The sequence below is a fragment of the Noviherbaspirillum sedimenti genome (genome assembly GCF_003590835.1).
GTDB classification, from domain to species: Bacteria; Pseudomonadota; Gammaproteobacteria; order Burkholderiales; family Burkholderiaceae_D; genus Paucimonas; species Paucimonas sedimenti.
The window spans coordinates 1,775,892-1,789,904 of record NZ_QYUQ01000002.1 but is presented as its reverse complement, the minus strand read 5'-3'; the positions used below and the strand labels follow the sequence as shown (position 1 = coordinate 1,789,904).

The window sequence follows — 14,013 nt, the reverse complement described above, 5'->3', positions numbered from 1 at the left end:
TTCATACACCGAGTCACATAGAAAAGAGGACTGAATGGCGAGTAACAATGTAGCCCAATTTGCCACCGAACTGAAAATGCCGGCGGATCTGCTGTTGACGCAATTGCGCGCGGCCGGCGTTGTAAAGAGTTCGGCGTCCGATGAGCTGTCCAAGGAAGACAAGGACAAGCTGCTCGGTCACCTGCGTCGCGCTCATGGCGCTGCGCCTGATGCCGAGAAAAAGAAGATTACCTTGACGCGCAAGGAAACCACCGAGATCAAGCAGGCCGACGCCACTGGCAAGTCGCGCACGATCCAAGTGGAAGTGCGCAAGAAGCGTACTTTTGTCCAGCGTGATGAACCGGCAGCGCCGGCAGCCCCGGCTGCGCCTGCCGCGCCCGTGATCGACGAGGCTGAACAGGCGCGTCGCGCCGAAGAAGCGCAGCGCCAGGCCGAACTGATCGCCCGCCAGGAAGCCGACCTGCGTGAAAAGCAGGAGCGCCTGGCGAAGCTGGAAGCCGAGAAGGCCGAGCACGAGAAGGCCTTGAAGCTGCAGCAGGCACTCGAAGCCAAGAAGGCCGCGGAAGAAAAGGCCGCTGCGACTGCAGCAAGCGCTGCGCCTGTGGTCGAGAAAAAGGCTGACAGCGCCGAGGAAAGCCGCAAGAAGGCGGAGCAGCAAGCCAAGGAAGCGAACGACGCCAAGGAAGCTGCCGAGCGCGCTGCTGCGACCGAGCGCGCACGTAAGGCCGTGGCCGACGAAGTCGCGCAGATCCGTCTCATGATGAGCACGCCGCGCAAGGTCATCAAGGCGCCGGAGCCGGCGCCGGCTCCGGTAGCCAAGGCGGCCGAGGGCACCCTGCACAAGCCCGCAGACAAGAAGCCTGGCGAGAAAAAGGAAGAAAAGAAACCGGCCGTCGGCGACAAGAAGTCGATCAAGTCGGCCAATGTGTCGTCGACCTGGCAGGACGACGCCGCCAAGCGCCGCGGCGCCGGCATGAAAACCCGTGGTCCGGGCGCCCCTGCGGGCGGCCGCGACGGTTGGCGTTCTGGCCCGCGAGGCCGTCGCCATGGCCACGATGACGACCGCGAAAGCAATTTCCAGGCGCCGACCGAGGCTGTCGTCAAGGATGTCTATGTGCCGGAAACCCTGACTGTCGCCGAACTGGCGCACAAGATGGCGGTCAAGGCTTCGGAAGTCATCAAGCACCTGATGAAGCTGGGCCAGATGGTCACCATCAACCAGGTGCTGGACCAGGAAACCGCCATGATCCTCGTTGAGGAAATGGGTCACAAGGCGCATGCCGCCAAGCTGGACGATCCGGAAGCGCTGCTGGCCGAAGGTGTCGAACATACCGATGCGGAAAGCCTGCCACGTGCACCAGTCGTTACCGTCATGGGCCACGTCGATCACGGCAAGACCTCGCTGCTGGATTACATCCGCCGCGCCAAGGTCGCCTCCGGCGAAGCGGGCGGCATTACCCAGCACATCGGCGCCTACCACGTGGAAACCCCGCGCGGCATGATCACCTTCCTCGATACGCCGGGCCATGAAGCGTTTACCGCCATGCGTGCACGCGGCGCCCAGGCCACCGATATCGTGATCCTGGTGGTTGCTGCCGATGACGGCGTCATGCCGCAGACCAAGGAAGCCATCGCCCACGCGAAAGCTGCCGGTGTGCCGCTAGTGGTGGCAATCAACAAGATCGACAAACCTGGTGCCAATGCCGAGCGCGTGACGCAGGAATTGATCGCCGAACAAGTCGTGCCGGAAGCCTATGGCGGTGAATCGCCTTTCATCAATGTCTCGGCCAAGACCGGTCAGGGCATCGACGAATTGCTGGAAAACGTCCTGTTGCAAGCCGAAGTGCTGGAGCTGAAGGCACCGGTCGAAGCGCAAGCCCGGGGGCTGGTGGTGGAGGCCAGACTTGATAAGGGGCGTGGTCCGGTAGCGACCATCCTGGTGCAATCGGGTACGCTCAAGCGCGGCGACATCGTGCTGGCTGGTTCGAGCTATGGCCGCGTGCGCGCCATGATCGATGAAAACGGCAAAAGCATTACTGAAGCCGGTCCGTCGATTCCGGTCGAGATCCAGGGCCTGACCGAAGTGCCGGCTGCCGGCGAAGATGTCATGGTGATGTCGGACGAGCGCAAGGCACGTGAAATCGGTCTGTTCCGTCAGGGCAAGTTCCGCGACGTCAAGCTGGCCAAGCAACAAGCCGCCAAGCTGGAAAACATCTTCGAACAGATGGGCGAGGGCGAGGTCAAGAACCTGCCATTGATCATCAAGACCGACGTGCAAGGTTCGCAGGAAGCCCTGGTGCATTCGCTGCAAAAGCTCTCCACCAGCGAAGTGCGGGTGCAGGTGGTGCATGCAGCGGTCGGCGGCATCAGCGAATCCGACGTCAACCTGGCCACTGCCTCGAAGGCAGTCATCCTCGGCTTCAACACCCGTGCCGACGCATCGGCACGCAAGCTGGCCGAAGCCAATGGCATCGACATCCGCTACTACAACATCATCTATGATGCTGTGGATGAAGTGAAGGCAGCGCTGTCGGGCATGCTGGCACCGGAAAAACGCGAACAGGCCCTCGGCCTGGTGGAAATCCGCCAGGTTATCCTGGTCAGCAAGGTCGGCGCGATTGCCGGCTGCTATGTGCTCGAAGGCCTGGTAAAGCGTGGTTCCTCGGTCCGTCTGTTGCGCAACAATGTCGTGACCTGGACCGGCGAAATCGATTCGCTCAAGCGCTTCAAGGACGACGTGAAGGAAGTCAAGGCCGGTTTCGAATGCGGCCTGACGCTGAAAAACTTCAACGACGTGCAAGAAGGCGACCAGCTCGAAGTCTTCGAGGTGCAGGAAGTCGCACGTACGCTGTAAGACGCGGCGCGTCTTCAGCAAGCAGCCAGGGCGGGCACGTGGTGCCTGCCCTGGCTTTATCAATTCCAAGCCCTGCAAAGGGCGGGAAAGCAGAGCATGGCCAAACACAGCAAATCCATTCCCGGCCGCATGAATCGCGTGGCAGACCAGATCCAGCGCGACCTCGCCGAAATCATCGCCTACGAACTCAAAGACCCGCGCGTGTCGATGATCACCATCACCGAAGTGCAGGTCACCCCTGATTACGCCCATGCCAAGGTATTTTTCACGATGCTGCCGGATGATCCGGTGGCAGTGCAGAACACGCTGCAGGGCTTGCGCAAGGCCTCCGGCTTCATCCGCGGGCAACTGGGTCACCGCCTGACCATCCATACAACCCCGGAAGTGCACTTCGTGCACGACACCTCGACGGCGCGCGGCATTGAATTGTCGCGCCTGATCGATGAAGCCAACGCTACCCGCGCCAAGGATGCAGACGAAGCCTGAAAAACGGCAGCGCCTGGCGCTGGATGGTGTGCTGTTGCTGGACAAGCCTGTCGGCCTGTCCAGCAATGATGCGCTGATCAAGGCCAAGCGACTGCTGAATGCCAAGAAGGCCGGTCACACCGGTACCCTTGATCCCTTTGCGACGGGCCTGTTGCCCTTGTGTTTTGGCGAGGCGACCAAGTTTTCACAGGACTTGCTGGAAGCTGACAAGACCTATGAGACGGTGGTGCATCTCGGCGTTCGCACGGCCACCGGCGACACTGAGGGCGAAGTGCTGGAGCGGTGCGCGGTGAATGTGACGCGCGAGCAAATCGAAGCGGTGCTCGCGCAATTTCGCGGCGAAATCGACCAGGTGCCGCCGATGTATTCGGCCTTGAAGCGCGATGGCAAGCCATTGTATGAGTATGCACGGCAGGGGATCACGCTGGAGCGTGCGGCGCGACGCGTGACGATCCATGTGCTGGAACTGCTGGCTTTCGATGCGCCGTTTCTGACTTTGCGAGTTACCTGCAGCAAGGGAACTTACATTCGCGTGCTGGGCGAGGATATTGGCGCGGCGCTGGGATGCGGGGCACATTTGCAGGCGTTGCGGCGTACGCAGGTGGGAAGCCTGACGCTTGCCGGATGCGTGACACTGGAACAGCTGTCGGCAATCGAAGAGGCGCAACGGGTGGCTATGCTTGCCCCGGTGGATGCCTTGCTGTCGTCCTTTCCTGCTATTTCATTGCCCGAGGTGTTGGCGCAGCGCTTCCTGCATGGGCAGCGGCTGGCGTTGGGCAAGGAGGACATTGCGCTGCCGGATTATCAGGGCAGGGTGCGGGTGTATGCGCTTGACGGCGGTCGCTTGCTGGGGACGGCGCTGCTGCAGGAATACAGCGTGCTGGCGCCGGAGCGGTTGGTGGCGGTTGGCTGATAAATTCCTTTGGGGACGAACTTCTGGGCACGGCCGAGACTACTACAGATAATCATCGTCCCATCAGGACTTTGTGACTTTTCATCATTTAGCCTGAATATTTCATGAAATTGGTTTCGGCAGGAATGTGATCGAGATGCAGGTCCGATCGGCGACATGAAGTTGTATTGGGCGAAGTTTGCCCTACCCATGTACAGCTCTTCGTAGAGGTTGCCGGCATCAAGCCCGCCAAGGGAGGTGACGACAAATCGTGGATTCTCGCCCAGGGCCATCACCTCCGCTTTCAACAGCACACGCCACGCCTTGGACCACGAGCCTGCGGCATAGGCAAATTCGTCCTACAGGCGCACCGCCTCCGGCTCTCGGGGGCGAGCCCAACTACAGGGTGCTGCAGATCGTCCCGCCGGCTTATCGGCGCGACGGGCCAGCAAGCGTAATCCAGCCTGGCTGAGCGCACGCGCGCAGCGCGATGAGGCGCTGCCCACTGCGACTCATACTCGCCACGGCGCTCGAACACCATGCGTACAGCCCGCTTCCGAACCTCCGGCGAAATCTTCACTGGCTTCCTCCTGGCTCCATCCGCTCAAAGATCAGAGCCTCCTCAAATCCCGGGGCGATTCATTCGTCGCGAAACACCCCACGTGAAGCCGCCTTCGAGTCCGTGCGCTTGCACAAAACAATAGAATGAACTAGAATTCATTCTATTGTGAATCCAAGTTCATTTCTTTATGGCCTATCGTCAAACTCCCGCTGTCGAAGCACGCCTGCAGGACAACCGCAGTCGCATCCTGGAAGCCGCCCGCACTCTCGTGAGTGAAGGTGGCTGGAAGGAGGCGCAGGTCGCGAGTGTTGCAGCTGCTGCCGGCATAGCCACGGGTACTGTGTACCGCTACTTCCCGTCCAAGGCAGAGCTTTTTGCCGAGGTGTTGTCGGCGGTGTCCCAGCGCGAAGTGGATGTGCTGACCGAGATCGCGAAGTCGGATGGCACAGCCGTCGTTCGGCTGCATTCTGCGGTGGGGACGTTCGTGCGACGTGCCATGCGCAACCCGCGCCTGGCATATGCGCTTATTGCCGAACCGTGCGACAAGGAGATCGACGAGGCCCGACTGACATACCGGGCCGCCATCAGCGAGGTGGTGCGTTCAATCATCATCTCTGGGCAGTCGGCGGAAGAAATGAGATCCGACGTCCAACCTGACATCGCCGCTTCCGTCATCGTGGGAGGGTTCATGGAGGGTCTGATTGGCCCGCTATCGCCGCTAAGTCGTCAGCAGCACCATGCGACGGATATCTATCGGCGTGAAGTGGCCATCCTGGCCGACCAGATCGCCAGGCTAGCCTGCACCAGTGTGGCTATTCCCCCAGCCACGGTTCGATAACTCACTTGGAGACTTTCATGAACAAACATCTTCCGCCCGGCATCTTCGAAGCGGCCGCTGATCGCTACAACACTCACAAAGTTCTCAATCAGGCGCAGCCCGCCAACGGGTTCAATGCCTTCACTGGAGACGCGGTGATCCGCGCAGCCATCTATCGCGAAGCCCACTGGGCAGCAGACCGCTGCGAAGCCCTCGGCGCGCTTGCAGGGGACGAGAATGTGCAGGAGTTGGCGCGCCTGGCCAACCGTCACACGCCCGAACTCAAGACTCACGACCGTTTCGGCAATCGCATCGACTGGGTCGATTTCCACCCGAGCTGGCACGAGCTGATGTCGCTGGCGTGGAAACACGAAGTCCCCAACCTTGCTTGGCGCACCACCGAGAAAAACGGCCACTTCGCCCGCGCAGTGCTGTCCTACCTCTGGAACCAAGTCGAGCAAGGGACCGCCTGCCCGACAGGTATGGCCTATGCCTCTTACGCTGGCTTTGAAGCCGAGCCAGCACTTGCTATTTGGGCGGAAAAATCTAAGGGCACAAAATACGAGTTTAGCCGCCGCGAAGTGGGCGACAAACCGTCGGTGGTGATCGGGTATGCAATGACCGAGAAGCAAGGTGGCTCAGACCTGCGCGAGACGCAGACTATTGCACACTACTCGCATTCGGGTGATTACCACGGTGCAACGGCGTACTGGTACGAGTTGACCGGCCACAAGTGGTTCTGCTCTGTGCCGCAGTCTGATGGTTTCTTTACGCTTGCCAAGGTCGCTGGTGAAGTGACCTGCTTCTTCCTGCCACGAACGCTGCCCGATGGAAGTTACAACCGATTTTTCGTGCAACGACTCAAGGACAAGGCCGGCAACAAGTCTAACGCGTCCAGCGAGGTGGAATACGCTGGAACACTGGCTATCCGTGTCGGCGAAGAGGGCCGCGGCATCCGCGAAATCCTGTCCCATGCTCACCTGACACGACTGGACTTTGCGATCGGCTCTGCCGGTCTGATGCGCCAGTCACTGACCCTGGCAATGCGGCACACCACGACCCGTAACGCCTTTGGTACGACAATTGCCGACCGGCCGATGATGACCAACGTGCTGGCGGATATGGCCGTGGAGGTCGAAGCGGCCACGCTGATGGCCCTGCGCGTGGCCAAGGCTACCGACCTGATGGTGACTAGCGAGCACGAAAGGCTGCTGGCCCGTGTGGCCACCCCAACGGCAAAATTCTTCAACTGCTCGCGTGCACCGTCCATTGCCTACGAGGCACTGCAGTGTCATGGCGGCAATGGTTTCATCGAAGAAAACCCGATGGCGCGCGTGTATCGCGAATCGCCGCTCAACAGCGTCTGGGAAGGTACGGCCAACATGATGTGCATGGACGTTCGCCGTGCCATGATCAAGGACTCCCGCACGATCGACGCCCTGTTCGATGAAATCAAGCCGCTGGCTGGCCAGGACGCGCGCTTCGATGCCTTGATCCAGCACACCGAGCGCCTAGTGCGTGATGCGGTGGGCGATGAGTTCCTCGCTCGTCCAATGACCGAGGCGGTGGCGCGTGTCCTGCAAGGCGCCGAACTGCTGCGTCACAGCACCCAGGAGGTGGTGGACGTATTCCTGAGCACTCGCAGCCCGAGTGTCTCTGGCGCTTGGGGATCGCACTATGGAACGCTGGCCGTAACTGTCACCCAAGCCGCGGCGCAGAAGGTCATGCGGCGGGCCATGGTTGCCGGCTAACGACTGATAGCTGAGGACCGTTGCACGGTAACGATGTGCATCGGTGGCGGCCAGGGCATCGCAGCTGTCTTCGAGCGTTGCTGATCCAGTAGTCCAGCAGTGGCTTGCAGGCACATCCCCAAAATATAAAAACATTTTTTAGGAGACACCTATGCAGACGAACCAATGGAATGATCCGGGCTTGAGGCCACGGGCAGCAAACTTCGATGCATTGACACCTGTTACTTTCCTGGATCGTGCCGCAAAGGTCTTTCCAGATCGAATCGCCATCGTCTACGGCAACCATCGGGAAAGCTGGAGTGAGCATGCTACAACATGCCGCCGGTTTGCCTCAGCACTCATGCGCGCAGGGATCAAGCGTGGCGACGTTGTAGCTCTGTTGATGACAAACACGCCGCCGATGCTTGCTGCGCATTTTGCCGTGCCGATGGCTGGTGCTGTGCTCAATACCGTCAACACGCGGCTTGACGCAGAGACCATCTCCTACATCCTTGAACACTGTGAAGCACGTCTGCTGATCGTGGACGCGGAATTTCTTGAGTTGGCGCAAACCGCACTCGCGCAGATACGGAAACCACCTCGCCTTATCGCTTTCGCCGACCTACAGGCAGGATTTGCAGCACCGCGTGATGTCGAGATCTACGAGTCGTTTCTGGCCTCGGGAGATGCGAATGCTCCGACTTGCAAAGTCGATGATGAATGGACCCCGATTGCGGTCAATTACACCTCAGGAACAACAGGACGCCCTAAGGGAGTGGTGTATTCACACAGGGGCGCTTATCTTTCGGCTGTTTCATCGATAGTCAGTTGGGGCGTGCCGAAGGGAGCCTCCTATCTATGGACACTTCCGCTGTTTCATTGCAATGGTTGGTGCATGCCGTGGATCCTCGCCCTGCAAGGCGGCAAGAACGTTTGCCTGCGGCGTGTTGACGGTGAAACTATCGTCCAACTTATTACCGATGAACGGGTAACGCACTACTGCGGCGCGCCGATTGTCCATGCGCTAATACGCGACAGGGCGCAACATCAAGATCTTGTCTTCGATCCCTCCGTCTCGGCGCTCATAGGTGGTGCGCCGCCGCCGGCGAGTCTAATCGCGGCCATGGATTCTATCGGTGTGCGGCTTACTCACATTTACGGGCTGACGGAAACCTATGGGCCGGCTGCAATTTGTGAGCAGCAGCCCGCATGGGATCGGCTAAGCGATGCCGAGCGCGCCGATCGCAATGCCCGCCAGGGTGTCAACTATGCCCTGCAGGCGGGCATGACAGTGATGGCATCGAATTCTACGGCTGAGGTCAAAGCGGACGGTTCGGAGATCGGAGAGATCGTATTCCGGGGCAACATGACGATGATGGGGTATCTCAAAGACTCCGAGGCAACCGACCGCGCGTTCGACGGGGGCTGGTTCCGCTCTGGCGACCTCGCGGTGCTCGAGTCGGACGGCTATGTTCGGATCAAGGACCGTTCCAAGGACATCATCATTTCCGGTGGCGAGAATATTTCGTCGGTCGAGGTCGAGGATATTCTGTATCGGCACGAAGCTGTGGCAGCCGCCGCCGTGGTCGCAATGCCCGACGAGAAGTGGGGAGAGGTCCCGGTTGCCTTCGTCGAATTGCGCGACGAGAGGGATATCTCCGAAGATGCACTGATTGCCCACTGTCGTGAACATCTCGCGCATTTCAAATGCCCTAAGCGAATCGTCTTGCACCCGATTCCGAAGACGGCAACTGGCAAGATTCAGAAAAACGTGCTCCGAGAGGCCATCCGCAGAAACGAGGTGTCTGCTCTCGATAGCGCGCCGGCAAAGGAGCGTGCGCGCGCCAGGGGCATTCCATGAGCTTCGCCGGCAACCGCGTCAATCACTGAGAACAGCGGACGCAATGTGATTCGCTTCGCAAGACTACGTCGAGCGGCAGTTAGCGTGGACCCGCCACTATTGAGAATTCCATAATTTATCACATCACCACAGCGTAGCCTGCTTCCAACATGCGGCGATGATCGAAGGGCGCTTTTGCGCGCTCTTGAGCTTGTTGCGCGCGGTCGCGTGCAGCTCGTCCAGATTGTTGGGGCAGTAATTGGCCAGCGCATGCCGCTTGAGCCAGGCCCACAAATATTCGACGGGATTGAGATCGGGTGCATAAGATGGAAGAAAGGCAATTTGAATGTGGCCGTTCAGCGCATCGAGATAGTCGCGCACGAGGCGGCTGCGATGCGCCTTCAAGCCGTCCAAAATCACCAGAAAAGGCTGCTTGAGATGCGCCTTGAGTGCTTTGAGGAATTCGACGATCTCTTCCTTTTTGATGCTGCCTTCGTGCAGCCGGAACAGGCAGTTGGTGCGCGTGAGTGCGGCAATGACCGAGACGTGGTTCCAGTTGAAGTGAAACTGGATGATGGGCGTCTGTCCCTTGGGCGGCAGGCTCCTGGTAATCACACAAAATATTGCATTCTGCGAAATTACAGGCAAGCATAATATTCCCTGCGTTTCCGGCAAGCCATTGAAATACAAGGCTTTTCCTATTTTCATGCGCCGCACCATGCTATAATTATGGGTTACCCGAATTTCGGGCCCCGTACCCTAACGATCCGAACACATATGTCCACTACCAAACGCGCCATCCGTAATATCGCCATCATTGCCCACGTCGACCACGGCAAAACCACCCTGGTCGACCAGCTCCTGCGCCAAAGCGGCACTTTCCGCGACAACCAGCAAGTCGATAATCGCGTGATGGATTCCGGCGATATTGAAAAAGAGCGCGGCATCACGATTCTGGCGAAGAATTGCGCGGTTGAGTACAACGGCATTCATATCAATATCGTCGACACCCCGGGCCATGCCGACTTCGGCGGCGAGGTGGAGCGTGTTCTGTCGATGGTGGACAGCGTTTTGTTGCTGGTCGATGCGGTTGACGGCCCGATGCCGCAAACCCGTTTCGTCACCCGCAAGGCGCTGGCGCTGGGCCTGAAGCCGATCGTCGTGATCAACAAGGTGGATCGTCCGAGCGCGCGTACCGAATGGGTGCTCAACCAGACCTTTGAATTGTTCGACAAGCTGGGCGCAACCGACGAACAACTGGACTTCCCGGTCGTCTACGCATCCGGCCTGAACGGCTATGCCGGCCTGACGCCAGACGTGCGCAGCGGCGACATGGTGCCTTTGTTCGAGGCAATCTTGCAGCACGTTCCTGTGCGCGACGACAATCCTGACGGTCCGCTGCAATTGCAGATTTCTTCGCTCGATTACAATTCTTACGTCGGCAAGATCGGTATCGGCCGCGTCATCCGCGGCCGCGTCAAGGCGCTGCAGGACGTGGTCATCATGGATGGCCCGGAAGGCACGCCGCGCAGAGCCCGCATCAACCAGGTCCTGAATTTCAAGGGCGTGGAACGTGTTCTGGTCGATGAAGCGGTTGCCGGCGATATCGTGCTGATCAACGGCATCGAGGAGCTGGGCATCGGCACTACCGTGTGCGCCGTCGATACGCCGGAAGCCTTGCCGATGCTGACGGTGGATGAGCCGACCCTGAACATGAACTTCATGGTGAATAACTCGCCGCTGGCTGGTCGTGAAGGCAAGTTCGTCACCAGCCGCCAGATTCGCGAGCGTCTGGAACGTGAACTGAAATCCAACGTTGCCCTGCGCGTCACCGATACCGGCGACGACACCACGTTCGAGGTTTCCGGTCGCGGCGAATTGCACCTGACGATCCTGATTGAAAACATGCGTCGTGAAGGTTACGAGCTGGCCGTGTCGCGCCCGCGCGTGGTGTTCAAGATGGTGGACGGCGTGCGCCACGAGCCGTTTGAATTGCTGTCGGTTGACGTGGAAGAAGATCACCAGGGCGGCGTGATGGAAGAGCTCGGCCGTCGTCGTGGCGACTTGCAGAACATGGAACCGGACGGCAAAGGCCGGGTGCGTCTCGAGTACCGCATTCCGGCGCGCGGCCTGATCGGTTTCCAGGGCGAGTTCATGACGCTGACCCGCGGCACCGGCTTGATGAGCCACGTGTTCGACGAGTACGCGGCGGTGGATGCCTCCAAGGGCGAGATGGCAGGGCGCCGCAACGGCGTGCTGATTTCGCAGGATGACGGCGCTGCCGTTGCCTATGCGATCTGGAAGCTGCAAGACCGCGGTCGCATGTTCGTTTCGCATAACGACCCGGTGTATGAAGGCATGATCATCGGCATTCATTCCCGTGACAATGACCTGGTGGTCAACCCGATCAAGGGCAAGCAACTGACCAACGTGCGCTCCTCCGGCACCGACGAAGCGGTACGCCTGGTGCCGCCGATCCAGATGTCGCTCGAATATGCGGTCGAATTCATTGAGGACGATGAACTGGTCGAGATCACGCCGAAAAGCATTCGCCTGCGCAAGCGCTTCCTGAAAGAGCACGAGCGCAAGAAGGCATCGCGCGAAGCGGCGTAAGCCTCTTTGCCGGACATGCAAGGCCGCCCCAGCGCAAGCTGCGGCGGCCTTGTTTTTTGGTATGCCGGAATTGGGTTACACTGCTTTTTCCATAACTCGCAAGGAGACGCGCCATGTCCAGGTTTTATGCCTTCAAAGCCCCACTCCTGCTGATGTTGTCAATGACGGCGTCGCTCGCCCTTGCCGTGTCGCTGTCGGATCTGTCGAATCAGGAAGCCAGCAGCGGCTTGAAGGCTGCGCTGGAAAAGGGCGCGGTGGCGGCGGTCGCCAAGCTCGGCGTCCAGGATGGTTTTCTCGGCAACGACAAGGTGAAGATCCAGCTGCCAGGCGTGCTGGAGCAGGCGCGCCCCTTGCTGAAAATGAGCGGCCGTGGCCAGCAGCTCGACGACCTGGTGGTGTCGATGAACCGTGCCGCCGAAGCTGCGGTGCCGCTGGCCAAGCCGCTGCTGCTCAATGCGGTGAAATCGATGTCGGTCAGCGACGCCAAGAATATTCTGAGCGGTGGCGAGACGTCTGTGACCGATTTTTTCCGGGAAAAGACCTCTGGTTCGCTGGGAGTGAAGTTCCTGCCGATCGTCAAGGGCATCACCGATCGTTCGGGCCTTTCCGCAAAATACAATGCGACGATGGCACAGGTTTCCAAATTCAATCTGGTCAATGAGCAGCAGGCCACGGTCGAAGGCTATGTGACGCAGCGTGCACTCGACGGCCTGTATTACATGATCGGCGAAGAAGAAAAGGCGATCCGGCGCGACCCGATCGGCTCGGGCAGCAAGATTATTGGCAAAGTGTTTGGCAGCCTGAAATAGGGTAGATGCGAAGGTGGCGGCGGGGCCGCAATCTCAACTTGATCTACAAGCCCCGCAGCACCTCGGCCAGCGCGCCAAATAATTGTTCAGTTTGCATCTGGTTGATGATCAGCGGCGGTGACAGCGCAATGATGTCGCCGGTGGTGCGGATCAGGATATTTTTCTCCCAAAAGCATTTCAGGAAGACGTTGAAAGCGCGTGCACCCGGCTGGCCGGGAATGCTTTCCAGTTCGATGCCGCACACCAGTCCCAAGTTACGGATGTCTTTGATGTAGGGCAGCCCCTTGAGGCTGTGCGCCGCCTGTTCGAAAAATGGCGCCATGGCCGCCGCCTGTTCGAACAAGCCTTCGCTGGTATAGACGTCGATGGCGGCGATCGCCGCCGCCGATGCCAGCGGATGGCCGGTATAGGTATAGCCGTGGAAAAATTCGATGGCATTTTCCGGTGCGGCGTCCATGAATGCGTCATGTATCTCCTGGCGCACCAGCACTGCACCCATCGGCACGGCGGCATTGGTCAGGCCTTTGGCGCAGATGATCATGTCGGGCATCACGTCAAAATAACCAGCGCCGAAGGCGGCGCCGAGGCGGCCGAAGCCGGTAATGACTTCGTCGAAAATCAGCAGGATGCCGTACTTGTCGCAGATCGCGCGCAACTTTTGCAGGTAGCCGGCAGGTGGCAGGATTACGCCGGTCGAGCCCTGGATGGGTTCGACGATGACGGCCGCCACCGTGGCGGGGTCATGCAGGGCCAACAGGCGCTGTTCCAGTTCGTCGGCCAGTTCCGCGCCTTGTTGCGGCAGGCCGCGGGTAAAGGCGTTGCGGGCAATGTCCAAGGGATGACGCAGGTGGTCTACGGCCGGCAGGGCCGGGCCGAAATGCTTGCGGTTGCCGGCGATGCCGCCGACCGAAATGCCGCCGAAGCCGACCCCGTGGTAGCCGCGCTCGCGGCCGATCAGGCGATGGCGCAGGCCGTCGCCGCGCACCCGGTGGTAAGCCAGGGCGATCTTCAGGGAGGTGTCGACCGCTTCCGAACCGTCGTTGCAAAAGAAGACGCGGTTCAGGCCTTCCGGAGCGATCGACACAAGCGCGCTGGCGGCCTCAAAGACCAGCGGGTGGCCCATCTGGAAGGCCGGGGCGTAATCCATGGCACCGGCCTGGCGCTGGATCGCTTCGGTGATTTTCGGGTGGCAGTGGCCGGCATTGACGCACCACAGGCCGGCGGTGCCGTCGAGGATCTGGCGACCGTCGTCGCTGTAGTAATACATGCCGGAAGCCGCCACCAGCATGCGCGGCTTGTTCTTGAACTGCCGGTTGGCGGTGAACGGCATCCAGAAGTGGCTGGTATCGGGCTTGTCGGAGGGCTGGGGCATGGCGCGGGCATCCATCGAATAAGATTCAATATTGCCAT

At 59.8% G+C, this 14,013-nt stretch carries 9 protein-coding genes and 2 pseudogenes; 8 read left to right on the top strand and 3 right to left on the bottom strand.

Translation table 11 applies throughout. The annotated features are described in order from the left end of the window. Positions 1 to 34 precede the first annotated feature (34 nt). The 3 genes from infB (at position 35) to truB (ending at position 4,253) form a co-directional block, all read left to right on the top strand. Positions 35 to 2,854 carry a translation initiation factor IF-2 gene (gene infB / locus D3878_RS08410; RefSeq protein ID WP_119785047.1) on the top strand — a complete coding sequence of 940 codons (2,820 nt, stop codon included), beginning with the start codon at positions 35 to 37 and terminating at the stop codon, positions 2,852 to 2,854. Positions 2,855 to 2,950: 96 nt separating this feature from the next. Then, positions 2,951 to 3,340, top strand: coding sequence for a 30S ribosome-binding factor RbfA (gene rbfA, locus D3878_RS08405; RefSeq protein WP_119785046.1), 390 nt, complete (start codon positions 2,951 to 2,953; stop codon positions 3,338 to 3,340). After that, entirely contained in the window at positions 3,324 to 4,253 is a 930-nt protein-coding gene (truB, locus tag D3878_RS08400) for a tRNA pseudouridine(55) synthase TruB (protein WP_119785045.1), read from the top strand. The genes rbfA and truB overlap by 17 nt, the downstream gene beginning before the upstream one ends. Positions 4,254 to 4,435: 182 nt before the next feature. Here the strand turns inward: truB and D3878_RS24850 are convergent. After that, positions 4,436 to 4,579, bottom strand: a pseudogene (locus D3878_RS24850) (transposase); the annotation flags it as partial. Positions 4,580 to 4,981: 402 nt separating this feature from the next. Between D3878_RS24850 and D3878_RS08390 the strand changes: the two are divergent. The 3 genes from D3878_RS08390 to D3878_RS08380 all read left to right on the top strand — a co-directional run bounded on the left by D3878_RS08390 (position 4,982) and on the right by D3878_RS08380 (position 9,202). Beyond that, positions 4,982 to 5,632, top strand: coding sequence for a TetR/AcrR family transcriptional regulator (locus D3878_RS08390; protein ID WP_119785044.1), 651 nt, complete (start codon positions 4,982 to 4,984; stop codon positions 5,630 to 5,632). Positions 5,633 to 5,649: 17 nt separating this feature from the next. Further along, a complete protein-coding gene (locus tag D3878_RS08385) occupies positions 5,650 to 7,362 on the top strand; it encodes an acyl-CoA dehydrogenase family protein (protein ID WP_119785043.1) in 1,713 nt (570 codons plus the stop codon). 151 nt (positions 7,363 to 7,513) lie between these two features. Then, positions 7,514 to 9,202 (top strand): AMP-binding protein, encoded by a 1,689-nt coding sequence (locus D3878_RS08380; RefSeq protein ID WP_119785042.1) that lies wholly within the window; start codon positions 7,514 to 7,516, stop codon positions 9,200 to 9,202. Positions 9,203 to 9,325: 123 nt separating this feature from the next. Here D3878_RS08380 and D3878_RS08375 read toward each other — a convergent pair. Continuing rightward, positions 9,326 to 9,787 (bottom strand): annotated as a pseudogene (locus D3878_RS08375) (IS630 family transposase); the annotation flags it as partial. Between the two features lie 171 nt (positions 9,788 to 9,958). Between D3878_RS08375 and typA the strand changes: the two are divergent. Continuing rightward, entirely contained in the window at positions 9,959 to 11,794 is a 1,836-nt protein-coding gene (typA, locus tag D3878_RS08370; RefSeq protein ID WP_119785041.1) for a translational GTPase TypA, read from the top strand. 113 nt (positions 11,795 to 11,907) lie between these two features. Then, positions 11,908 to 12,603: a DUF4197 domain-containing protein gene (locus tag D3878_RS08365; RefSeq protein ID WP_119785040.1), complete on the top strand. Its 696-nt coding sequence runs from the start codon at positions 11,908 to 11,910 to the stop codon at positions 12,601 to 12,603. 43 nt (positions 12,604 to 12,646) lie between these two features. On the opposite strand, the gene aptA is transcribed toward D3878_RS08365, so the two are convergent. Further along, complete coding sequence (aptA, locus tag D3878_RS08360; protein ID WP_199688120.1) at positions 12,647 to 13,975, bottom strand: omega-aminotransferase AptA; 1,329 nt, start codon at positions 13,973 to 13,975, stop codon at positions 12,647 to 12,649. Between the last annotated feature and the right edge of the window lie 38 nt (positions 13,976 to 14,013).

Bases quoted from the DNA above. Each gene is read 5' to 3' on its own strand.
- infB (WP_119785047.1), top strand. From the start codon at position 35: ATGGCGAGTAACAATGTAGCCCAATTTGCCACCGAACTGAAAATGCCG.
- rbfA (WP_119785046.1), top strand. From the start codon at position 2,951: ATGGCCAAACACAGCAAATCCATTCCCGGCCGCATGAATCGCGTGGCA.
- truB (WP_119785045.1), top strand. From the start codon at position 3,324: ATGCAGACGAAGCCTGAAAAACGGCAGCGCCTGGCGCTGGATGGTGTG.
- D3878_RS08390 (WP_119785044.1), top strand. From the start codon at position 4,982: ATGGCCTATCGTCAAACTCCCGCTGTCGAAGCACGCCTGCAGGACAAC.
- D3878_RS08385 (WP_119785043.1), top strand. From the start codon at position 5,650: ATGAACAAACATCTTCCGCCCGGCATCTTCGAAGCGGCCGCTGATCGC.
- D3878_RS08380 (WP_119785042.1), top strand. From the start codon at position 7,514: ATGCAGACGAACCAATGGAATGATCCGGGCTTGAGGCCACGGGCAGCA.
- typA (WP_119785041.1), top strand. From the start codon at position 9,959: ATGTCCACTACCAAACGCGCCATCCGTAATATCGCCATCATTGCCCAC.
- D3878_RS08365 (WP_119785040.1), top strand. From the start codon at position 11,908: ATGTCCAGGTTTTATGCCTTCAAAGCCCCACTCCTGCTGATGTTGTCA.
- aptA (WP_199688120.1), bottom strand. From the start codon at position 13,975: ATGCCCCAGCCCTCCGACAAGCCCGATACCAGCCACTTCTGGATGCCG.